We start from the raw sequence: 20,010 nt of genomic DNA on the forward strand, positions 1-20,010 counted from the left end.
CGGGCCCGTTCTCATGTATGCGGCGGATGCGCTGCGCGCCTATGACCAGTTCCCGCAGGCCGCGTGAGTCGCGCGCCACATCAAGGAAATGCCATGCCCCCCGCCGAACAGCGCCCTTTGGAAAACATCCAAGGGGATTGGCCGCGCCTGAAGCCGACCGAGACAGGCCTGCGCGGTCGCTGTCCGCGCTGCGGCAGGGGGCATATATTCGACGGCTTTCTGAAGATGCGCGACAAATGCGAGGTCTGCGGCCTCTCCTACGATTTCGCCGATCCTGCCGATGGCCCGGCATTCTTCGTGATGTGCTTCGCCTGCGTGCCGGCCGTCATCTTCGCGCTGGTGCTGCAGGTGAAAGCCGAGCCTCCCTTCTGGGTGCATCTGGTCACCTCCCTCCCCTTCCTCATCGCGACATGCCTGTTGCCGCTGCGGCCGCTAAAGGGCTGGCTGGTGGCGAGCCAGTATTTCTATCAGGCCCGGCCCGGCCGGTTGGTCGATGCGGAAAAGGAGCGCGACAAGACACCGACCTGACCTGAACGGACGGGTTGCCGCGCCGGTCTGCCTCCACGCCGCGACGAGGCGAGCGCGATGAACATACTCTGACAGCGCCGTTCCCGGCCGGTTCAGTCTTCTTCTCCTAATTTGAGTGCACTGGGACAAACGGCGCGAACAGGCCGCCCGCGCCGTCCCCACGGAAGAAGGAGATGGACATGACCCTGATGACCAAGCTCATCGCGGCCGGCCTCGGCATCGGCGCGATCACGGCCGCAGCAGCCCCTGCACAGGCGCAAACGCGCGTCACGGTTGGCTACAGCGACGGCTATTATGCCCCGGTGCAATATTATCGGGACGGCTATCGCTACGACCGGCGCGGGTACGACCGCCGCTATGATCGTCATAACCGCTGGGACAATCGTCGCGGCTATTATGGCTGGAACGGCCGTAACGGCTGGAACAATGACCGCCGCTATCGTCAGCGTTGCTGGACGGAATGGCGGCGCGACGGCTGGCGCGGTCGTCACAGAGTTCGCATCTGCAGGTAGGTCCGCAGCCTTTCCTGCAGCGCAGCGCCCGTCCACCGAACCCATAGCCGGAGGACGGGCGCTGCATCTTTTCATGGCGCCCCAGCCCGGCATTGACCCATTCCGATGGGGAAGCTAGGCGCAGGCCATGTCCGACACGCCTCCAGACCACCTCTCCACCAACCCGCGCAGCCCCCATTTCGACATGGAGGTGCTCAAGCGCGGCATCGGCATCCGTTTCAAGGACCGGGTGCGCACCGATGTGGAGGAATACAGCATCTCCGAGGGCTGGATTCGCGTGGCCGCCGGCAAGAGCCGCGACCGCTTCGGCCAGCCGATGACGATCAAGCTCTCCGGACCCGTCGAGGCATGGTTCGAGGACGTGAAGGACGCCGAGGCTGCCGCTACGGACGAAGAGGGCTCAGCCGAGGCCTGAAGAGGGGCCAAGGCCTGAACCGGCCTTGCCCGCGCTCCCCTGCCGCGATAGGCAGGGCTTGAGACAACGTTCTCTTCCTTAATCAGGAATTTCAGGACCGGGACGGCCCGGCAGTTCTTTTAACGGAGACTGCCATGCCGTGGATCATCCTGCTCATCGCCGGACTTTTCGAAGTCGTCTGGGCCACTGCCATGAAAAGCTCGGAAGGCTTCACGAGACCGGGGCCGACACTCCTCACGCTCGCGGCGATGATCGCAAGCTTCGGCTTGTTGGCCTGGGCCATGCGCACGCTGCCGCTGGGCACCGCCTATATGGTGTGGAGCGGGATTGGCGCGATCGGTGCATTTGTCGTCGGCATTGTGGTCCTTGGCGAAGCCGCGAACCCACCGCGCCTCTTCGCGGCGCTGCTCATCGTCGGCGGGCTGCTGATGATGAAACTCTCCAGCCCAGCCTGAGCAGACTTCACGCGGGCTCGACCTGCCCGTCTGCCACGCTGAACCGGCTCGCATCCCCCAGCCCTTCGAACAGGGCGGGCTCCGTGCCGGTCATCCATACCTGCCCGCCAATCGCGCGAAGCCGCTCGAATAGGGCGAGGCGACGGCGCGCGTCGAGATGCGCCGCCAGTTCGTCGAGCAGCAGCACCAGCGGTCGGCGGGTGCGATTCCGCACGAGCGCGCCATGGGCAAGGACCAGCGAGAGCAGCAGCGCCTTTTGTTCGCCTGTGGAGCAAAGGCCAGCCGGCTGACCCTTGGCGGCATGCGTGACGACAAGATCCACCCTGTGCGGCCCGGTGAGCGCGCGGCCAGCCGCGGCGTCGCGCCCGCGCCCCAGCCGCAGGGCGTCGGCGAGGTCATCGCTGCTACCGGAGAAGCCTTCGAGCGCCAGCAGCGGTCGGGCGAACGGTTCGTCATCTTCCCCGGCGAGCGTTTGAGTGAGCGCCGTGACGAGATCGGTTCTTGCGCTGTGGATCGCGTCGCCATGCTCGGCCATCTGCGCCTCCAGCGCCGTCAGCCAGTCCGGATCGGCGGGGCGTTCGCCAGTGAGAAGCGTGTTCCGGGCGCGCATCGCCGCCTCATAGCGGGCGCTGTGCGCTGCATGGGACGGCGCGAGCGCCAGCACCAGCCGATCGAGGAAGCGCCGACGACCGCCGGGACTCTCAAGAAACAGCCGGTCCATGGCCGGAGTGAGCCAGCTGATCGCGAGATACTCGCCGAGCGAATTGGCGGCGCTCTGTCGCCCGTCGATCCGCACCAGTCGCCGGTCCGGCGCGTCCGGCGCCGTGCCGGTGCCGATTGTGCCGCCCGCCACTTCCGCTGCAATGGCGAAACCGCCCGGCCCGTCCTGCCGGGCCATATCGCGCAGCGGCGCGCCACGCAGTCCGCGCCCCGGAGCCAGCAGCGAGACCGCCTCCAAGATGTTGGTCTTGCCTGCGCCATTGTCTCCGGTGAGCACGATCATCGGCCGCTCCGGCGAGAGCCGGGCCGTCCCATGATTGCGGAAGTCCGAAAGGTCGAGACGGTCAATGCCCATAAGCTGGCTGCGATAGCGCGCCTTCCGCCCTCTTGGCCACCGTTGACTTGCCCGAATGCCCCCTTGCACCGGCCCGTATTTGGGATCATCACCACGCTGGCTGTCGATCGAGTCAATCGCTTGATCCACGCCCCCACCCTTTTTGAGGAGAGCAAGGCATGACGCGCAGGACATGGATGGGGCTGGCCGGTAGCGCGCTGGTCGCGGCGGGCGCTCTGGCATGGAGCACGGCGCAGGCCGCATTGCCCGTGGGTGCGCAGGCACCGGACTTCACGACACGCGGTGCCAAGGCCGGCAAGGTGTTCGACCTCAAGCTCTCCGACGCGCTCAAGAAGGGCCCGGTCGTGCTCTACTTCTTCCCCGCTGCATTCACGCCCGGCTGCACTGCCGAAGCGCACGAGTTCGCCGAGGCGACTGACGACTTCGCCAAGGCGGGCGCGACCGTGATCGGCATGAGCGCGGACCCGGTCGACAAGCTGGCGAAGTTCTCCACCGAGCATTGCCGCGACAAGTTTGCCGTCGCCTCCGCCGGACCCAAGATCGTCGCGGGTTATCAGGTGCCGCTCGGCGCGCGCGAAGGCATGACCGATCGCACGACCTATGTCATCGGCCGCACCGGCCGCGTCGCCTATGCCTATAGCGCGATGGACTATCGCGACCATGTGAAGAACGCACTCGCTGCCGTGCGCTCCATGCAGACCGCGAAGTAAGACACGCGGGCGCCGCGCCGCTTCCCCGCCTGCGGATTTATCGTTAGGCGGCGAGCATGGCGCGGCCCGTTTCCAAATCACGACGCTTCCCCCGGACAAGGCGCTTTCTTCGGAAGCTCTTTTTCGCCGGGCTGTGCCTATTGCTGGTGTTTGCCTGGCTGCGCATCTCGGGGCCGGAGCGCGGAGAGCGGCGCACCGTCTCGGCGGCGGGCGAGCGCGTCCATGTCGCGGATGGCGATACGCTGCGGATCGGCGCACGCACTATCCGCATCGCGGGGATCGACGCGGTCGAGCTCAAGCAATTCTGCCGGGAAAAGGACGGCGCGGTGTGGAGCTGCGGCACCCGCGCCCGCGACGCGATGCAGGCGCTGGTCGACAAGGGCGGGCTGACCTGCACGACCCGCGAACAGGACAAATATCGCCGCGACGTGGCAACCTGTAGCGTGAAGGGCGTCGAGGATCTCGGCGCCGCGCTAGTGAGCGAGGGTTGGGCCGTGAACGAGGCGGACCGGGAAAGCGGCGCCTATCTCATCGAGGAAGCGCAGGCGAAGCGCGAAGGACGAGGCATCTGGCGCGGCGACTTTCAGATGCCCCGCATCTGGCGCGATGCGCACGCCTATCAACCCAAATCGGCGCGCTGAGGGACACGGCCTACGACGCCCTCACAGGAGCCCCTCCTCTACAGCCTGATAGACTGTTCTGACGGTGGCCCGGAAACCCAGCCGGCGTGCCAGAGAGGCATCGATATGGAGATACCAGGGGTCAGCCATCGGTTCGGCCGATGGCGCCATGCTTTGCCCGACGAGTTGGACCAATTCGTAGACCGTGGTCGGGGCGTCATCGGAAATATTGACGATACGGCCATCCATAACGCCGCTCAGCGCCATGGTTATAGCCACCGCGATGTCGCGATGATGGACCGTGCTGATCCTCTGGGCCGGGTGGAATGCGAACGCACTCAGATGCCCCGGCAATGCCTCCAGATGGCCATCGCCATCGCCGTAGATAAATGGAAACCGGAGAATCGACCAATTGAGTCCGCTGGCGCGCAACGCCTGCTCGGCAGCAACTTTGCTGGCGGGATAAGCCAGCTCCGGAGCGACGTCATCGCTTTCTCGACCGGGGTGGGATCCCTGCCTGTCGTAGACATGACCGGTGCTCGCCATGATGAACCGCGCGGCGGGCGCATGTGCCTGTGCGGCGGCAACGAGGTTGCGCGTGCCCTCCAGATTGCTTCGCCAGATCAGATCCGTATCCTGCGTCCGAAACACCGCCGCGAGATGGACGATCGCCGACACGCCCTCGACGGCCGCCGTCAGCGAAGCCGGATCAGAAAGATCACCCTCGACGGCCGAGACGCCGGCAGGAAGCGGCCGGCCATGGCGCACCAGTGCGCGGCACCGTGCACCAGCCTCGACAAGGCGCGGCAAAAGACGCGCGCCGACAAGTCCGGTTGCACCGGTTACGAGTATCGTCATGATTGCTTGTCCTCTTTCAATCGCAAGATGAGACGCTCGGTCGCTGCCTTGAGCACTTGCTCCGCAATCGCGGCATCGGCCTCGGCAACGCCGCCGAATGCTACATCATGGATGAAATCGAGATCGGGTAACGTCTTCCAGAGCGCCTCACCGGCAGGGGTCAGGCGCAACAGCTTACGGCGTTGATCGGCATCATCCTGAATCTGCTCGACATAGCCTTTGCGAACCAGCGCCCCGACGATGACGCTCAAGGTCGCCCGTTCCACCTCAAGCGCGCGAAGCAGTTCACGCTGCATGGTCGGTCCGCCATGAGACAGTTGATGCAGGACGTACCATTGTGTTGCGCCAAGATCATAGGGTCGCAGTTCGGCTTCCATCAGCGCGCGACCCGCAAAGTAGCAGCGCTTGGCCCATGCACCGATGGACACGCGCTCAGATTTGATTGCTTTGTTAGCCATCTAACAATATTGTTAGGCAGCTGACATATTGTCAAGGCCTATCGGCCTATGGCCCACCTTATGAGTGGCGGCGGGCAGTGATGAGGCAGACCGGGAAGCGCGCTAAACGTAAAAATCCCCAACTGGCGGGGATTTTACCTATCAGTCAGCAATTTCATCGTCTGAAATTCGCAAAAGCGGCCAGCCAATGCCCAGAAATGCGCCTGTTCCGCAAATTGGCACGCCTCCTGCAATCCCCTTGGCATCACCCACGGGATGGTCCCGAGGGCCAAGGTTCAGGAGAATAAACATGTCCATCAAGCTCAACCCCGCCGTGCTTTCCTTCGTGTCCGCGCTCTTCGTCGCCACGCTGTTCGTCGGCGCCGCCATCGGTCCGGCTGCTCCGCTCGCACTCGTCGCCTGATCTCCGGGGTTCGATCCTTTGGCGGATCGACCCGGCCGACTCCGTCTCACCAGAGATGAACCTGAGGGAGTATCGACTATGAACCGCACCTATCGCCTCGATCGCGCAAACTCCCGCATCATGGGCGTGTGCGCAGGACTCGCCAGCCGGTTCGGCTGGGACACAACGCTCGTGCGCGTCGCCGCCGTGCTGGGCCTTTTCTTCCTCGGCCCGGTCATGCTGGCCGCCTATCTGCTGACCGGCTGGCTCGCCGAGTAAGCAGCCGCCAGCGCGGAGGGGCTGGCGGGAGGTGCATTACCCTCGCGCGGCCTCCACCATCTCTTCGATTGCCGTGAACTTCTCGCGCGGGGCGCCAGCGCGTGCCCGCTCGATCTCGGCCCGTTCGATCTTCTGCCAATCGCGGAAGGTCACAATATCGAGGTCGCGCTGCGCGATCAGCGCATCCAGTCCGGAGCGACCCTGCTTTTTGCCCGGCTCTGGCTGATCCTTCGCGATCTGCTCGGCGATCCGGTACCCATCCGGCTTGTTTGTGCCGATAGTCCCGGTCGGCCCGCGCCGTGCCCAGCCCACGCAATAGAGACCGGGCGAAATCCGCCCGTCCACATTGGCGAAGCGGCCAAGCTGATCGTCATAGGGGACACCGGGAATGGGCGGCGTGCGGTAACCAATGCAACTGATGACCAGCCCGGCGGGAATCTCATAGGTCTGGCCCGTGCCCACGGCGCCGCCATTCTGGCCGAGCAGCGTGCGCTCCACCGTCATGCGCTCGACCTGACCGGCTCCACTGATGGCGACCGGGCGAGCGAAGAAGCGGAAGCGGATCGGCACAGACTTCTGCGGACTCGCTTCGGCGAACCTGCGCAACTCCGCCACGGCCTTGCGGTGCCCGGCTTCCAGCATGGCGTCGCTCTCCGGCGGTAGGAAATCCGCCGTATCGATCACCGGCGCGGCACGCTCTAGATCGGCGAGCTCGCTCAGCTCCTTTGCGCCCATTCCGATCTGGTGCGGCCCGCGCCGACCAAGAATGGTGATCGAGCGCACCTGCGCAGTGCCGAGCCGCTCGCGTGCGTGCGCGACGATATCGGTGCCGTCCAGCTCGGCGGGCGACTTGGCGAGAATACGCGCGACATCGAGCGCGACATTGCCGTTGCCCACGACCACCGCGTCCACGCCGTCGACCTTGGGCGCAAGCCCGGCATAATCGGGATGACCGTTATACCAGCCGACGAAAGCCGCGCTGCCCACGACGCCGGGCAATGATTCTCCTTCAATGCCCAGCTTCTGGTCGGATGGAGCGCCGGTGGCGAGGATCACGTCATCGTAAAGTGCGAGGAGTTCAGCGACGCTGACGTCCCGCCCGAGCGTGAGCTTGCCGACGAAACGGACGCTGTCCGTCAGCGCGATCGCCTCATAGCGCTGGGAGACGGCCTTGATCGCCTGATGATCCGGCGCAACGCCGGAGCGGATGAGCCCGAACGGAACCGGCATCCGATCGAGAATATCGACCCGCACATCGTCCCCGAACTGCTTGAGGCAGGCCTCAGCAGTATAATAGCCTGCCGGCCCCGATCCGATGATTGCAATGTGGCGCATTTGGCCCTCTCCTCATGGCATCGCCCAGATCGGCTTGCCCGATTCCGGTGCTTTGGCGCGGTGCAAGTCTACGCCGTTCCAGCCTTCAAGCAAATGACGCGCGAGCAGGCAAAAAGTGCCGGAAAAAGAGGAAAGATCGGATCGTCAGCCGGCGTCCGCCACGATCTGCGCCCAGCCGGCCTCGTCGATCACTTCGATGCCCAGCTCCGCCGCCTTCTTGAGCTTGGAGCCTGCGCCCGGCCCTGCGACGATGAGGTCCGTCGACGCGCTGACCGAGCCCGCCGCGCGGGCACCCAGCGCCTCTGCCTGCGCCTTCGCTTCGTCGCGGCTCATCGTCTCCAGCTTGCCGGTGAAGACAATAGTCTTGCCCGAGACCGCGCTGGCGCGGGTCTCCACGACATAAGGCGGTGGCGCGACTTCGCTGAGGAGATCGTCCCACGCGGCAACATTATGCTCTTCGTGGAAGAAGTCGCCGAGCGCCTCGACGACGACGCTCCCCACGCCTTCGATCGCGAGCAGGGAAGCCTTTGCAGCCTCGTCGCCGCCATGGGCCTGCTCGGCGGCTTGGCGCAGCGCAGGCAGAGTGGCGAAGCGCTTGAGGAGATCACGCGCCGTGACGGCGCCGACATGGCGGATGCCGAGGCCGAAAAGCAGCCGGGCGGCATCCGGCTCGCGCCGCGCTTCGATCGCGGCGAAGAGATTGTCCACGGACTTCTCTTTCCAGCCTTCGCGACCCAGCAGTTCCTGCTTGTGGTTCTTCAGCCGGAAGATATCCGCAGGACCATTGTCCAGCCAGCCGAGCCCGAAGAACTCACTGATGGTCTTCTCGCCAAGGCCGTCGATGTCCATCGCTCCGCGACTGACGAAATGTCGCAGGCGCTCGATCCGCTGCGCCGGACAGATGAGGCCGCCGGTGCAGCGCACATCTACTTCGCCTTCCTCGGCAACAGCCTCGCTGCCGCACTCCGGGCAATGATCCGGGAAGATGAAGGGCGCGCGCGGCTCCTGTGCCGTGAGGTTCGTCACCACCTGCGGGATCACGTCCCCCGCACGCTGGATGACCACGCGGTCGCCCTCGCGCACGCCGAGCCGGGCGATCTCGTCGCGATTATGCAGCGTCACATTGGAGACGACGACGCCGCCGACCGTCACGGGCTTGAGGCGACCCACCGGCGTCAGCTTGCCGGTGCGGCCGACCTGAATGTCGATGGAGAGCATCGTCGTCTCGGCCTGCTCGGCGGGAAATTTATGCGCGATGGCCCAGCGCGGCGCCTTCGCAACGAAGCCGAGGCGCTCCTGCCAGTCGAGCCGGTCGACCTTGTAGACGACGCCGTCGATATCATAGGGGAGGTCGGCGCGCTGGTGCTGGATCGCCGCATAATGGGCGAGCATCGCGGGGGTATCTGGGCAGACCGCAAGGCGGGGCGAGACCGGCACGCCCCAGATCTCGATGGCGCGCATCACGCCCATCTGCGTGTCCGCCGGTAGCGCCGAGACGACGCCCCAGCCATGAGCGAGAAAACGCAGCGGGCGGCTGGCAGTGATTTCGGCGTTCTTCTGGCGCAGCGACCCGGCAGCAGCGTTGCGCGGATTGGCGAACTGACGGACGCTTTCGGGGTCCAGTTCCTCGCCCTTTGCCTCGGCTGCGGCGCGGGCCTCGTCCATCAACCGCGCGTTGAGCGCGAGAAACGCGGCCTTCTCCATATAGACCTCGCCTCGGACCTCGAAGAGATCGGGCGCGCCCTCGGGAAGCGTCTTTGGAATGTCCGGGATGTGCGCGACATTGGGTGTCACGTCCTCGCCGGTCTGCCCGTCGCCGCGCGTAGCGGCCTGCACCAGTCTGCGCTCCTCATAACGCAGCGAGAGCGAGAGGCCGTCGATCTTGTCTTCGGCGGTCATCTCCACCGGCTCGCTCTCGGGGAGATTGAGATAGCGCCGCACGCGCGCGACGAACTCCGCCACGTCCTCGCCTGCAAAGGCATTGTCGAGGCTCATCATCCGCTTCTCGTGCGTAACCTTGGCCAGCGCGGAACTCGCCACCGATGCACCGACCTGCTTGTTGGGGCTGTCGGGCCGGATCAGATGCGGGAAGGTCGCCTCCAGCGCATTGTTTTCGCGGACCAGCGCGTCGTACTCCGCGTCGCTGATCGTTGGGGCGTCCTCCGCATGATAGGCGCGGTTGTGCTTCGCGATCTCCTTGGCGAGACGCATCAGCCGGTTGGCGGCCTCAGCTTCGGGGAGGTCAAACAGACTGGTCATAACTCCTCTCTCCCCTCCTCTTTAGAGGAGGGGCCGGGGGTGGTGTCACCGCCCCACCGATCCGGCAAAGCATTGAGCTCGATCAGGAGTTCTTCCAGAACACCGTCGATATTCGTCATCACATCTTCGTTGCTGAAACGCAGGGTGGAGAAGCCTTGGGCGGCGTTCAATTCTCGATCCCTGATCGCGTCTAACTCAGGCCGATGGGTATCGCCGTCGATCTCCACGGCAAGGCCTTTCCGCGGACAGAAGAAATCGACGATCCGGCCTTCAATGGTGGCTTGGCGACGAAACTTATGTCCTCCGAGTTGCGACGCACGCAGGCACTGCCAGAGACGGCGCTCCGGCTCGGTCGGCTCGCGCCGCATGTGCGCGGCGCGCGTGAGGAGTGTCGTGCGATCGGCAGTCATGGGCGTTCACCACCCCCAGCCCCTCCTCTGAAGAGGAGGGGAGATTCTGTCGTACTTACGCATCGATCCGGTCCCCCAGGTAGACCGGCACCTGAGTGCAACCTGCCCGTCGCCTCTTTGGAAGTCTCAGCCATCACACCCGCTCCAGGAGACGATCAGCCTGCGCACGGGCCTCGTTGGTTATTTCAGCGCCTGAGAGCATCCGCGCGATTTCCTCGCGCCGCTCCGCCTCGTCCAGCACATGCACGCCAGTGCGGGTGATCGTCCCCTCCGACGATTTGGCGATAAGCAGATGCGCCGCGCCCCGCGCAGCGACCTGCGGGCTGTGGGTGACGACGATCACCTGTGCCCCGCTCCTGTCCGCGCCCTCGGCCAGCCGCGCCAGCCGTTCGCCGATCGCGCCTGCGACAGCGCCGCCCACGCCCCGGTCGATCTCGTCAAAGATCATCGTCGCCGCGCCGCCTTCGGCTGCCAACGCGACTTTGAGCGCAAGGATGAAGCGGGAGAGCTCGCCGCCCGACGCAATCTTGTTGAGGGGCGCAAAGGGCGCGCCGGGATTAGTGGAGATCATGAATTCCACACGATCCCTTCCGGACGCGCGCCATCGCCCCTCCGGCAACTCCTCCACCTGCGTCATGAACCGGGCGGCATCGAGCTTGAGCGGCGCCAGCTCTGCCGCGACGGCAGCATCGAGACGTGTGGCCGCTGCCCTTCGCGCGACGCTCAACGCCTGCGCCTTCGCCAGATAAGCCTCTCGCGCCTGCGCCACAGCCGCGTCGAGATCGGCAAGGCCCGCCTCGCCCGCGTCGATGCGGGCAAGCTGCGCCGCCATGTCCGCCGCGAGCGCAGCGAGATCGTCGGCCGCGACCTGATGCTTGCGGGCCAGCGCGCGCAGCTCGAACAGGCGCATCTCGATCGTCTCCAGCCGCGCGGGATCGACATTGAGCGCCTCGCCCGCCCGCGACAGCGCATCTTCCGCGTCGCCTGCCTCGATAACGGCGCGGTCGAACGCGGCCAGCGCCTCGCCAAGCAGATCATGCTCGGCCGCAATCCGGTCCAGCCGACGAGCGGCCTGACGCAGCAGCGACAGCGCGCCGTCGGACCCTTCGAGCAATTCCGTAAGCGCAGCGAGATCCTCCGCCAGCCGCGCGCCCTTCTGCATGTCGGCGCGCTCCCCGGCGAGCTGCTCTTCCTCGCCCTCCTCCGGGGCGAAGGCCGTCAGCTCCGCGACGGCGTGCGCCAGATAATCGCGCTCTTTCACGGCATTGTCGAGCGCCTCTCGCGCCGCATCGCGCTGCGCCTCCGCGTCGCGCCACGTCGTATGGGCGGCCTCCACGCCCGCGCCGTCGCACCGGCCGAAGGCATCGAGCAGCGCCATATGACCGCGCGGATTGAGCAGGCCCCGCTCGTCATGCTGCCCATGGATCTCGACAAGCAGCGCGCCGACATCGCGCAGGAGCGCGGCTGAGCAGGGCTGATCGTTCACATAGGCGCGGCTGCCACCATCCGACTTAAGCGTGCGGCGGATGATGAGCGGTTCGCCCGGTTCCGGCGCGATGTCGTTTTCAGCAAGCAGCGCGCCCAGCGGACTGGCATCAGCAAGCTCGAAACTCGCGGTCACGCTGGCCTGCGGCTCTCCCGTGCGCACCAGTCCGCTCTCGGCGCGTGCGCCAAGAACCAGGCCCAGCGCATCGAGAAGGATGGACTTGCCCGCGCCCGTCTCACCCGTGAGCACAGTCAAGCCCCGCGCGAACTCCAGGTCCAGCGCCTCGATGAGCACGACATTACGGATCGAAAGGCCGGTGAGCATGTCAGAGAGCTAGAGCATCCCGCCGGCGGCGTCATCCACCCTTTGGCCAGAGCCTCAGCCGGGCGTCTGGGCCGCGAGCTGTGGCGGATATTCGCGCATAAGCTTGTACGCGCGCTCATACCATTGGCTGCCCGGATAGTTCTTGCCGAGCACTGCCGCGGCGCGCTGCGCTTCCTCTCGGATGCCAAGCGCCAGATAGCTCTCGACCAGCCGCTCCAGCGCCTCGGGCGTGTGCGTCGTGGTCTGATAGCTGTCGATAACCTTGCGGAAGCGGAGCGTCGCGGCAATCCACTGATGGCGGCGCTGATAGAAGCGGCCGACTTCCATTTCCTTGCCGGCAAGATGATCGTTGACCAGATCGATCTTGAGGCGCGCATCGGCGGCATAGCGCGTGGAGGGGAAGCGACGGATCAGCTCGCCCAGCGCGTCAAGCGCCTGACGCGTGATCTTCTGGTCGCGGGTCACGTCGCTGATCTGTTCGTAATAGCACAAAGCGATCAGATAATAAGCGTAGGGCGCATCCCGGTTACCGGGGTGGATGGAAAGGAAGCGCTGCGACGACTGAATCGACTTGGTGTAATCCCGCGCCGCATAATAGCTGAACGCGCTCATCAGCTGCGCCCGACGCGCCCAGGGCGAGTAAGGATGCTGCCGCTCCACCTCATCGAACAGGGCCGCAGCAAGCTGGAACTGGCCGCGATCGAGCCGGTACTTGCCCGCATTGTAGAGCGTCGCCACGTCACGCGCGACATATTGGGTGTCCGCCTTGCCACGGTTCGAGGCGCAGGCAGACAGCGCCAGAGCGGCGGCCGATGCGAGGATGACAGGGGCGAGTGCGCGAGGGAAACGCTGAAGCATGGCGGGCCTCATAGCCGAGGCGCGAGAGAGCGCCAAGCGAATGATTGAGGGTCACTCAGGGGAGCGTCACCACGGCCCGTGCACCACCGGGCACGCCCCGCTCAAGCGCAAACCGCCCGTTCAGCTGGCGTGCGAGCGTCGTGGCGATGCGCAGGCCCAGGCTGTTCTGTTCCTTGAGGCTGAAATCTTCCGGCAATCCCGCGCCGTCGTCCGCAACGACGAGTTGGATCGCGCCGTCCACCGCTCGCGTGACCACAATGTCGAGAACGCCGGAGTCGCGCCCGGCAAAGGCGTGTTCGAGCGCGTTGCTGATCGCCTCGGCATAGACCAGCGCGAAGGGCACTGCCGCGTCTGGCGATACGCGGGCGCCTGCGTCAATCGAGAAGCGAGTCTGGATACCATTTGCTCCGCTTGCCTCCAGAATATCCGCCGCGACCTGCCGAAGCAGCGGCTCCATGCCGACCTCGCCCCCGTCAGGATGGTGCAGAGCCCGCGAAATCCGGCCGACCATGCCCACGCGACGCGCGGCATCCTCCAGCGCCTTGCGGGCGTCCGGATCTTCGATTGTTCGCCGCTGGAGCGTGAGCAGCGACGCGATCACCTGCAATTTGTTGGAAACGCGGTGCTGCAACTCGTCAAACATGACAGCCCGCAATTCGCTGGCCCGGCGGCTCGCTTCGCGCTCAAGCGCGAGATGACGATTGCTGCGCTGCATGAAGTGGATGATTGCCAGGTCGATCCCGACGACCACGGCATAAAAAGCCAGCGGCGCCAAAGCCGGCCCGCCGACGGAGAAGGTGTGAATGGGGGCGATGAAGAAATATCGCGCCATGACACCGCAGAGCAGGCCGGAAAGGATGCCCGGCCCCAGCCCAAAGAGAAAGGCCGTCAGCACGACCGCGGGAAAGAAGGTGACGTAAGGATAGCCGGAGCCCAGCGCATGGCCAACGCTCAGTCGTGCAGCCAGAGCCGCAACCGGGGATATCAGGGCGAAAGCATAGCCAATCAATGGCCGGTTGCGCGCCAAGGGAAGCGATTCAACAAACTTGCTCATGGCACCCCGCCGTCGGCCTGCCGCTCTCGGCGATCGACGTGAGGGTACCCTAGCCGATTGTTACGATAACGCCACTAAACTCGATCAATGATCGGCGAACGGCCCGACATCTCTTGTGCGATCCTCATGTGGGGGGAGGATGATCGCGATGTCGGGACCGCTCGCCGATCCGCGCAGCCTCAGACGTCCGGGTGATCGTCGATGAAGCCGCGCGTCCGTGCGGACCCGATGGGCGTCAGCCCGACCGAGCGTCTTTCCGTGTCAGTGCCGGAAATGACGACCAGTCCCGCGTGGACCAGATTGTTCAATATGGCAGCCCCCTCCGCAACGGAGAGGTCATTAGCCAGGGCGAGTGCGCGCTCCCCTACGTCAATCGCCTGCTGCTCGGCGACAAAGACGGAGAGCAACACGGCCATGGCGCTGTCCACCAGCAGACTCGTGCGGAAATGCTTGCTGCGCATCCGGCTCAGCCGGTGAATAGCCGCAGCCTTGGCGACGAGACGCCCCGCGTCCGACCCAGCGGTCGCGGCATCATCTACCACCGCACCGTGATGCGGCTGTGCTGATCGCGACTGAGGGGACAAAAACGCGTTCCTTTGGAAAACAATGCGGATCAAAGGCGTCAGCTCTGCTGGCGCCCAAGGCGAGGCAGTCATCCGCTCCTTTTGATTTGAGGCGTCCCTAAGCTGGCTTGCCGCTACGGTCATGTCCCGTAACTGGACGACATGAGACAACGGCGAATGCAACGATCTTCCATGGAACAACGGTTCGACGACATGATGCTGTCGTGAACGTGGCTCATATGAGTAGCTCTGGTTACTTGCGGGCGGACGTCAAAAAGCAAAAGGGCGACCGGTTTCCCGGCCGCCCCTTTTAAAGCGTTCCTTCACAAAGACGCGGAGGTCAGTCCTGCGTGATGAAGCTCGGCAGCCCCGCGCTGGACCCGTCGTCATCACCACCGCCATTGCTGCCGCCCTCGCCGCGCTCGCGACGCGGGCCACGGTCACCGCCGCGATCACGGCGCGGACCACGATCGCCACGGTCGCCGCCACGGCCACCACCGCCTTCACGACGCGGACCACGGTCGCCACGCGGCTCGCGGGGTTCGCGCGGAGGACGGGTGTCTTCCAGTTCCTCGCCCGTCTCCTGATCGACAACGCGCATAGACAGGCGAACCTTACCACGCGGATCAATCTCGAGGACCTTGACCTTCACTTCCTGACCTTCCGACACGACGTCGGTCGGCTTCTCGACGCGCTCGTTGCGCATCTCCGAGACGTGGACGAGGCCGTCCTTGCCACCCATGAAGTTCACGAACGCGCCGAAATCGACGATGTTGACGACCTTGCCATTGTAGATCTTGCCGACCTCGGCTTCCTCGACGATGCCAAGAATCCATGCCTTGGCAGCCTCGATCTGCGCGGAATCGGACGAGCTGATCTTGATGATGCCCTCGTCGTCGATATCGACCTTGGCGCCGGTCTCCGCGACGATCTCGCGAATGACCTTGCCGCCCGTGCCGATAACGTCGCGGATTTTCGACTTGTCGATCTGGATCGTCTCGATGCGCGGCGCGTGCGCCGAGAGTTCGGTGCGGACTTCGCCCAGCGCCTTGTTCATCTCGCCCAGAATGTGCGCACGGCCTTCCTTGGCCTGACGCAGCGCGACCTCGAAGATCTCCTGCGTGATGCCGGCGACCTTGATGTCCATTTGCATCGTGGTGATGCCTTCGGACGTACCGGCGACCTTGAAGTCCATGTCGCCGAGATGATCCTCGTCACCCAGAATGTCGCTGAGGACCGCGAAGTCCTTGCCTTCCAGGATCAGGCCCATCGCAATGCCGGAGACCGGACGCTTCAGGGGCACGCCGGCATCCATCATCGAGAGCGAACCGCCGCAGACGGTGGCCATCGAGGAAGAACCGTTGGACTCGGTGATGTCCGAAAGCACACGGATCGTGTAGGGGAAGTCTTCCTTGCTCGGCAGCACGGGATGCAGCGCGCGCCAGGCGAGCTTGCCATGGCCGACTTCACGACGACCCGGCGCACCGAAGCGGCCGACTTCACCGACCGAATAGGGCGGGAAGTTATAGTGCAGCATGAAGCTCTCGTAGGAGAGGCCAGTCAGGCCGTCGATCATCTGCTCGGAATCCTTGGTGCCGAGCGTGGTCGTGCAGATGGCCTGCGTCTCGCCGCGCGTGAACAGCGCCGAGCCGTGCGTGCGGGGCAGGAAGCCGACCATCGCTTCGATCGGGCGGATCTGCGTGGTCGTGCGGCCATCGATACGCTGGCCGTCCTTCAGGATCGCGCCGCGCACGATCTCCGCTTCCAGCTTCTTGACCTGCTTGATGCCGGCCATGACGGACTGGGCATCGAGCCCCTGCTCGACGAAGGACGCCTTCGCCTTGTCACGGGCAGCATTGAGCGCGTTGGAACGCTCGGACTTGTTGGTCAGCTTGTAAGCTGCCGCGATGTCCGCGCCGATCAGGCCCTTGAGCTTCGTCTTGAGCTCGGCATTGCCATCGCCCAGGTTCAGTTCCCACGGATCCTTAGCCGCCTTCTCAGCAAGCTTGATGATCGCGCCGATCACCTTGCGGCTCTCTTCATGGGCGAACATGACCGCGCCTAGCATGACGTCCTCGGACAGCTCCTTGGCTTCCGACTCGACCATCATCACAGCCGAATCGGTGGCGGCGACGACGAGATCGAGCTCGCCCGCCTTTGCCTCTTCAAGGCTGGGGTTGAGCAGATATTCGCCATCCTTGTAACCGATGCGCGCAGCACCGATCGGCCCCATGAAGGGCACGCCGGAGATGGTGAGCGCAGCCGAGGCAGCAACCATCGCCAGAATATCGGGCTCGGTCTCGCCATCGAAGGAGAGAACCTGCGCGATCACGTTGATCTCGTTGTAGAAGCCCTCAGGGAAGAGCGGGCGAACCGGCCGGTCGATGAGGCGGGAGACCAGAGTCTCCTTCTCGGTCGCGCCGCGCTCCCGCTTGAAGAAGCCGCCCGGAATGCGCCCGGCAGCCGAATATTTCTCCTGATAGTGCACGGTGAGCGGGAAGAAATCCTGCCCGTCCTTCACCGACTTGGCGGCCGTGACCGCGCAGAGCACCACTGTCTCGCCATACGTCGCGATCACCGCGCCATCGGCCTGACGGGCAACGCGGCCCGTCTCGAGCTTGAGCGTCTTGCCGCCCCACTCGATTTCCACTGTCTTTACATCAAACATCTGATTTCCTTCGCCCGCGGCGCCCTATTGCACGGCGGGGCCTGTCTGCGGGCTCGTCCGGCCCGCGGCGGTCGGGGCATATCCTCGCCCCTGTTTTGTACGGTGCGCATCGCCGGATTGCGATGGCCCCGATAAAGCGAAACGGCCCCACTCGGGGGCCGTCTGCTTCTGCTCCAGACTTACTTGCGAAGTCCGAGTTTTGCGATGAGGGCGGTGTAGCGCGCCGCATCCTTCTTCTTGAGATAGTCGAGCAGCGAGCGACGCTTGTTCACCAGCATCAGCAGGCCACGACGGCTATGATTGTCCTTGTGGTGGGTCTTGAAGTGCTCGGTCAGGTTGGCGATGCGCTCGGAAAGGATCGCTACCTGCACCTCGGGAGAGCCCGTATCGCCCGATGCGCGGGCATTGTCCTGAATGATCTCAGTCTTCTTTTCGGCGGTAACCGACATGCTATTTACTCCGCGACATCAGGAAAAATTGAACCCGCGCACGACCCTGATCTCGGGGCCGACAGCTTCAACCAGTGCCACGGGAACATCTCCCGCCATCGCCAGCATCAGCCCTTCGCGAGGTTTCCCCATAAGCGTGCGTCCCTGACGGAGCGCATGTGCTTCCTGGGGGGAGACGGAGAAAGCCAGGATGTCGTCCAGCCCCGCCGTCAATGGCAGCAACAGCTGCTCCAAGTCGTGCGCCCTAGCAGCATCGGCCAGTTTGTCCAGCGAAATCGCCTGATCCTGAAGGAAAGGCCCGGCCTTCACGCGCCTGAGATAGGTCACGTGGCCGACCGTTTCCAAAGCAAGCGCGATGTCCCGCGCGAGGCTGCGGATGTACGTACCCTTCGAGACATGCGCGGTGAGGGTGATCTCCTCCAACGGGTCTTTGTCATTCTCGCGAACGGAGGACAGATGCAGGGCGTGGATCGTCACGGCCCTGGTCTTCATCTCAACATCCTCACCGGCGCGCGCCCGATCATAAGCGCGCTGCCCATCCACCTTTATCGCGCTGTAGACCGGCGGCGCCTGCTCGATCGGACCCGTGAAGCGCGGCAGGATCGCCTCGACCTCCGCCAGGCTCGGCCGCGCATCGCTCTGCGCGACGACCGCGCCTTCAAGATCGAGCGTGTCGGTCTGCGTGCCGAAACCGATCGTGAAGTCATAGATCTTGTCGCTGTCGAGCATCCGCCCGGCCAGCTTGGTCGCTTCGCCCACCGCGATCGGCAATACGCCCTGCGCAAGCGGATCGAGCGTGCCGCCATGGCCGACCTTGGCCTTGGGGTATCCGCCCTCGCGCAGCGCCCGCTTCACGGCGCTTACTCCCTGTGTGGAGCCGAGGCCCAGGGGTTTGTCGATCACGATCCAGCCGTGAAGCGGTCTCAATATCGGGCTGTTACTGGTCATGGGGCCTTAATCTGGTCCTTATATGATTCTATGTTTCGCGCCGCAGCGAAAAGGGGCTTACTCTCTCCGAATGAACCGGCTTCCGGCTCTCGATAATGCCAAGGGCATAGCGATTGCCGCTGTGATCGTCTTTCATGTTCTGCGGGGCTTCCACTCCGCCGGCATGATCGACGGAGGCATTGCGGCGCGCTTCGCGGATGCATTTGCTTATGGCTTCCATGTGCAGACATTCTTCGTGATCGCTGGCTACTTCGCCTGGCCGCGCGCGGACAAGCTTGCCTTCCAGCGAGACCGGCAGTTCTCCCTCTATTATTCCTATCTCTTCTGGTCGATCGTCAGCTGGATGGTCGCCTATGCGTTGAGTGGCCGCGTCAATACCGCCGTGACGACCGAGGAACTGCTGTATCTTCCGGTCCGGCCGATCGAGCATTTCTGGTTTTTGCTGATCCTAATGATCGGCACTGCCGCCCTTGCCGCGCTCCGCACACCCCGCGCGATTCTTATGGGAATTGGCGTGCTGGCTGCCATGACGCTTCTGGATGTCGTCCACTGGTATGCCGTCTGCGAATGCGTCATCTTCGTCCTCACGGGAGCCTGGCTGCGCGCGGGGCCGGGACTGCCGCCCGTCCGGAGTTGGGCGGCCTGGCTAGGCGTCGTGCTCCTCGCCATTGGAGCCTGGATCAGCGTGACGGTCAAAACGCCGCTCATACCCATCTGGCTGATCTGGTCGTCATTTGGCGGGGTCTATGCCTGTTATGCCCTCGCATCCCATATCGCCGGCTACCCCATGCTTTCCCGCATATTCAGCTTCCTTGGGCGCCATTCCATGCCGCTCTACCTGCTCCACATTTTCGGCGGATCGGGAACGCGCATCATCCTGAAAATGGTGGTCCCGCAGATGGCAATGCCCGGTGCGGTCATGCTGAGCATTCTGGGCTCTTTTCTGGTGCCACTGGTCATCTATGGGCTCGCCCGGCGCATGGGCATAACCAAATGGATCGGCCTCGATCCCATTGTGGTTCAGCCGCCCAGGCCAATGACGACGAGTCAGCCAGCCTGAACATTGTCGCCGCCGGGCAAGGTTCGGTCGGGAGACTCGGAGGCTTCAGGAAACATGGTGCTACCGGTGAGGATTGAACTCACGACCTCAGCCTTACCAACGCCATCTCATTCCTTGCCTGCAGATCGATGGCGGCCATCGCGGTGAAGACCTTATGGCCGGCTACGACATCTGGAAAACGTCACCCAAGGACAAGGAGAGCGAGCTCGTCCGTCTCAAGAATGTGGCGGTCAAAGGCCCACACTGAGGAGGAAGTTCCGGCGTAGACGATTGGCCTCGGGCGGAACGTGTCCACGGATACTTT

Annotated in this window: 21 protein-coding genes; 8 read left to right on the plus strand and 13 right to left on the minus strand. The window is 64.4% G+C overall.

Features of this window, described 5'->3' with window-relative positions; all coding sequences use genetic code 11:
• Positions 1–93 precede the first annotated feature (93 nt).
• From ACNAOH_RS06750 to ACNAOH_RS06765, 4 genes are all read left to right on the plus strand, one after another.
• Positions 94–528: a DUF983 domain-containing protein gene (locus ACNAOH_RS06750; protein WP_443971987.1), complete on the plus strand. Its 435-nt coding sequence runs from the start codon at positions 94–96 to the stop codon at positions 526–528.
• Positions 529–707: 179 nt separating this feature from the next.
• A complete protein-coding gene (locus ACNAOH_RS06755) occupies positions 708–1,040 on the plus strand; it encodes a hypothetical protein (RefSeq protein WP_443971988.1) in 333 nt (110 codons plus the stop codon).
• A 127-nt stretch (positions 1,041–1,167) separates the two neighbouring features.
• Positions 1,168–1,455 (plus strand): DUF3297 family protein, encoded by a 288-nt coding sequence (locus tag ACNAOH_RS06760; RefSeq protein ID WP_443971989.1) that lies wholly within the window; start codon positions 1,168–1,170, stop codon positions 1,453–1,455.
• A gap of 134 nt (positions 1,456–1,589) precedes the next feature.
• Positions 1,590–1,910, plus strand: coding sequence for a DMT family transporter (locus ACNAOH_RS06765; RefSeq protein ID WP_443971990.1), 321 nt, complete (start codon positions 1,590–1,592; stop codon positions 1,908–1,910).
• 7 nt (positions 1,911–1,917) lie between these two features.
• On the opposite strand, the gene recF is transcribed toward ACNAOH_RS06765, so the two are convergent.
• Positions 1,918–2,985: a DNA replication/repair protein RecF gene (gene recF, locus ACNAOH_RS06770; protein WP_443972069.1), complete on the minus strand. Its 1,068-nt coding sequence runs from the start codon at positions 2,983–2,985 to the stop codon at positions 1,918–1,920.
• Between the two features lie 158 nt (positions 2,986–3,143).
• Between recF and ACNAOH_RS06775 the strand changes: the two genes are divergently transcribed.
• Complete coding sequence (locus ACNAOH_RS06775) at positions 3,144–3,695, plus strand: peroxiredoxin (RefSeq protein ID WP_443971991.1); 552 nt, start codon at positions 3,144–3,146, stop codon at positions 3,693–3,695.
• Positions 3,696–3,841: 146 nt separating this feature from the next.
• Entirely contained in the window at positions 3,842–4,336 is a 495-nt protein-coding gene (locus tag ACNAOH_RS06780; RefSeq protein ID WP_443971992.1) for a thermonuclease family protein, read from the plus strand.
• A 21-nt stretch (positions 4,337–4,357) separates the two neighbouring features.
• On the opposite strand, the gene ACNAOH_RS06785 is transcribed toward ACNAOH_RS06780, so the two are convergent.
• Together ACNAOH_RS06785 and ACNAOH_RS06790 are read right to left on the minus strand one after the other, a co-directional pair.
• Positions 4,358–5,173, minus strand: a complete 816-nt coding sequence (locus ACNAOH_RS06785) for an NAD-dependent epimerase/dehydratase family protein (protein WP_443971993.1) — start codon at positions 5,171–5,173, stop codon at positions 4,358–4,360.
• Complete coding sequence (locus ACNAOH_RS06790; RefSeq protein ID WP_443971994.1) at positions 5,170–5,631, minus strand: MarR family winged helix-turn-helix transcriptional regulator; 462 nt, start codon at positions 5,629–5,631, stop codon at positions 5,170–5,172. Before ACNAOH_RS06790 ends, ACNAOH_RS06785 begins: the two co-directional genes overlap by 4 nt.
• Before the next feature lie 481 nt (positions 5,632–6,112).
• On the opposite strand from ACNAOH_RS06790, the gene ACNAOH_RS06795 reads away from it, so the two are divergent.
• Positions 6,113–6,292: a PspC domain-containing protein gene (locus tag ACNAOH_RS06795; protein ID WP_443971995.1), complete on the plus strand. Its 180-nt coding sequence runs from the start codon at positions 6,113–6,115 to the stop codon at positions 6,290–6,292.
• A gap of 36 nt (positions 6,293–6,328) precedes the next feature.
• Here the strand turns inward: ACNAOH_RS06795 and ACNAOH_RS06800 are convergent, their stop codons facing one another.
• The 10 genes from ACNAOH_RS06800 to truB all read right to left on the minus strand — a co-directional run bounded on the left by ACNAOH_RS06800 (position 6,329) and on the right by truB (position 18,646).
• Positions 6,329–7,627 carry an FAD-dependent oxidoreductase gene (locus ACNAOH_RS06800; protein ID WP_443971996.1) on the minus strand — a complete coding sequence of 433 codons (1,299 nt, stop codon included), beginning with the start codon at positions 7,625–7,627 and terminating at the stop codon, positions 6,329–6,331.
• Positions 7,628–7,771: 144 nt separating this feature from the next.
• Positions 7,772–9,886: an NAD-dependent DNA ligase LigA gene (gene ligA, locus ACNAOH_RS06805; RefSeq protein WP_443971997.1), complete on the minus strand. Its 2,115-nt coding sequence runs from the start codon at positions 9,884–9,886 to the stop codon at positions 7,772–7,774.
• Positions 9,883–10,296 carry an endonuclease domain-containing protein gene (locus ACNAOH_RS06810; protein WP_443971998.1) on the minus strand — a complete coding sequence of 138 codons (414 nt, stop codon included), beginning with the start codon at positions 10,294–10,296 and terminating at the stop codon, positions 9,883–9,885. Before ACNAOH_RS06810 ends, ligA begins: the two co-directional genes overlap by 4 nt.
• Before the next feature lie 133 nt (positions 10,297–10,429).
• Entirely contained in the window at positions 10,430–12,106 is a 1,677-nt protein-coding gene (gene recN / locus ACNAOH_RS06815; protein WP_443971999.1) for a DNA repair protein RecN, read from the minus strand.
• A gap of 54 nt (positions 12,107–12,160) precedes the next feature.
• Positions 12,161–12,964 (minus strand): outer membrane protein assembly factor BamD, encoded by an 804-nt coding sequence (locus tag ACNAOH_RS06820; RefSeq protein WP_443972000.1) that lies wholly within the window; start codon positions 12,962–12,964, stop codon positions 12,161–12,163.
• Between the two features lie 55 nt (positions 12,965–13,019).
• The gene (locus ACNAOH_RS06825) at positions 13,020–14,018 is read right to left on the minus strand and encodes a sensor histidine kinase (protein WP_443972001.1); all 999 of its coding nucleotides are present in this window, start codon (positions 14,016–14,018) and stop codon (positions 13,020–13,022) included.
• Positions 14,019–14,197: 179 nt separating this feature from the next.
• The gene (locus ACNAOH_RS06830) at positions 14,198–14,602 is read right to left on the minus strand and encodes a hypothetical protein (protein ID WP_443972002.1); all 405 of its coding nucleotides are present in this window, start codon (positions 14,600–14,602) and stop codon (positions 14,198–14,200) included.
• A 319-nt stretch (positions 14,603–14,921) separates the two neighbouring features.
• Positions 14,922–17,249 (minus strand): polyribonucleotide nucleotidyltransferase, encoded by a 2,328-nt coding sequence (gene pnp, locus ACNAOH_RS06835; protein WP_443972003.1) that lies wholly within the window; start codon positions 17,247–17,249, stop codon positions 14,922–14,924.
• Positions 17,250–17,428: 179 nt separating this feature from the next.
• Positions 17,429–17,698: a 30S ribosomal protein S15 gene (gene rpsO / locus ACNAOH_RS06840; protein WP_443969455.1), complete on the minus strand. Its 270-nt coding sequence runs from the start codon at positions 17,696–17,698 to the stop codon at positions 17,429–17,431.
• An 18-nt stretch (positions 17,699–17,716) separates the two neighbouring features.
• Positions 17,717–18,646: a tRNA pseudouridine(55) synthase TruB gene (truB, locus tag ACNAOH_RS06845; RefSeq protein WP_443969456.1), complete on the minus strand. Its 930-nt coding sequence runs from the start codon at positions 18,644–18,646 to the stop codon at positions 17,717–17,719.
• A 70-nt stretch (positions 18,647–18,716) separates the two neighbouring features.
• Here truB and ACNAOH_RS06850 point away from each other — a divergent pair, with 70 nt between their 5' ends.
• A complete protein-coding gene (locus ACNAOH_RS06850) occupies positions 18,717–19,706 on the plus strand; it encodes an acyltransferase family protein (protein ID WP_443969457.1) in 990 nt (329 codons plus the stop codon).
• Positions 19,707–20,010 lie beyond the last annotated feature (304 nt).

It is taken from the genome of Sphingobium sp. CR28 (assembly GCF_052327305.1).
Classification (GTDB): Bacteria; Pseudomonadota; Alphaproteobacteria; order Sphingomonadales; family Sphingomonadaceae; genus Sphingobium.

What these genes read in the sequence shown, in the direction of transcription:
- ACNAOH_RS06850 (WP_443969457.1), top strand. Translation starts at nt 18,717, where the DNA reads ATGAACCGGCTTCCGGCTCTCGATAATGCCAAGGGCATAGCGATTGCC.
- ACNAOH_RS06790 (WP_443971994.1), bottom strand. Translation starts at nt 5,631, where the DNA reads ATGGCTAACAAAGCAATCAAATCTGAGCGCGTGTCCATCGGTGCATGG.
- ACNAOH_RS06825 (WP_443972001.1), bottom strand. Translation starts at nt 14,018, where the DNA reads ATGAGCAAGTTTGTTGAATCGCTTCCCTTGGCGCGCAACCGGCCATTG.
- ACNAOH_RS06800 (WP_443971996.1), bottom strand. Translation starts at nt 7,627, where the DNA reads ATGCGCCACATTGCAATCATCGGATCGGGGCCGGCAGGCTATTATACT.
- ACNAOH_RS06820 (WP_443972000.1), bottom strand. Translation starts at nt 12,964, where the DNA reads ATGCTTCAGCGTTTCCCTCGCGCACTCGCCCCTGTCATCCTCGCATCG.
- truB (WP_443969456.1), bottom strand. Translation starts at nt 18,646, where the DNA reads ATGACCAGTAACAGCCCGATATTGAGACCGCTTCACGGCTGGATCGTG.
- rpsO (WP_443969455.1), bottom strand. Translation starts at nt 17,698, where the DNA reads ATGTCGGTTACCGCCGAAAAGAAGACTGAGATCATTCAGGACAATGCC.
- ACNAOH_RS06785 (WP_443971993.1), bottom strand. Translation starts at nt 5,173, where the DNA reads ATGACGATACTCGTAACCGGTGCAACCGGACTTGTCGGCGCGCGTCTT.
- ACNAOH_RS06810 (WP_443971998.1), bottom strand. Translation starts at nt 10,296, where the DNA reads ATGACTGCCGATCGCACGACACTCCTCACGCGCGCCGCGCACATGCGG.
- ACNAOH_RS06795 (WP_443971995.1), top strand. Translation starts at nt 6,113, where the DNA reads ATGAACCGCACCTATCGCCTCGATCGCGCAAACTCCCGCATCATGGGC.
- recF (WP_443972069.1), bottom strand. Translation starts at nt 2,985, where the DNA reads ATGGGCATTGACCGTCTCGACCTTTCGGACTTCCGCAATCATGGGACG.
- ACNAOH_RS06775 (WP_443971991.1), top strand. Translation starts at nt 3,144, where the DNA reads ATGACGCGCAGGACATGGATGGGGCTGGCCGGTAGCGCGCTGGTCGCG.
- ACNAOH_RS06750 (WP_443971987.1), top strand. Translation starts at nt 94, where the DNA reads ATGCCCCCCGCCGAACAGCGCCCTTTGGAAAACATCCAAGGGGATTGG.
- ACNAOH_RS06760 (WP_443971989.1), top strand. Translation starts at nt 1,168, where the DNA reads ATGTCCGACACGCCTCCAGACCACCTCTCCACCAACCCGCGCAGCCCC.
- ACNAOH_RS06765 (WP_443971990.1), top strand. Translation starts at nt 1,590, where the DNA reads ATGCCGTGGATCATCCTGCTCATCGCCGGACTTTTCGAAGTCGTCTGG.
- ACNAOH_RS06755 (WP_443971988.1), top strand. Translation starts at nt 708, where the DNA reads ATGACCCTGATGACCAAGCTCATCGCGGCCGGCCTCGGCATCGGCGCG.
- pnp (WP_443972003.1), bottom strand. Translation starts at nt 17,249, where the DNA reads ATGTTTGATGTAAAGACAGTGGAAATCGAGTGGGGCGGCAAGACGCTC.
- ligA (WP_443971997.1), bottom strand. Translation starts at nt 9,886, where the DNA reads ATGACCAGTCTGTTTGACCTCCCCGAAGCTGAGGCCGCCAACCGGCTG.
- recN (WP_443971999.1), bottom strand. Translation starts at nt 12,106, where the DNA reads ATGCTCACCGGCCTTTCGATCCGTAATGTCGTGCTCATCGAGGCGCTG.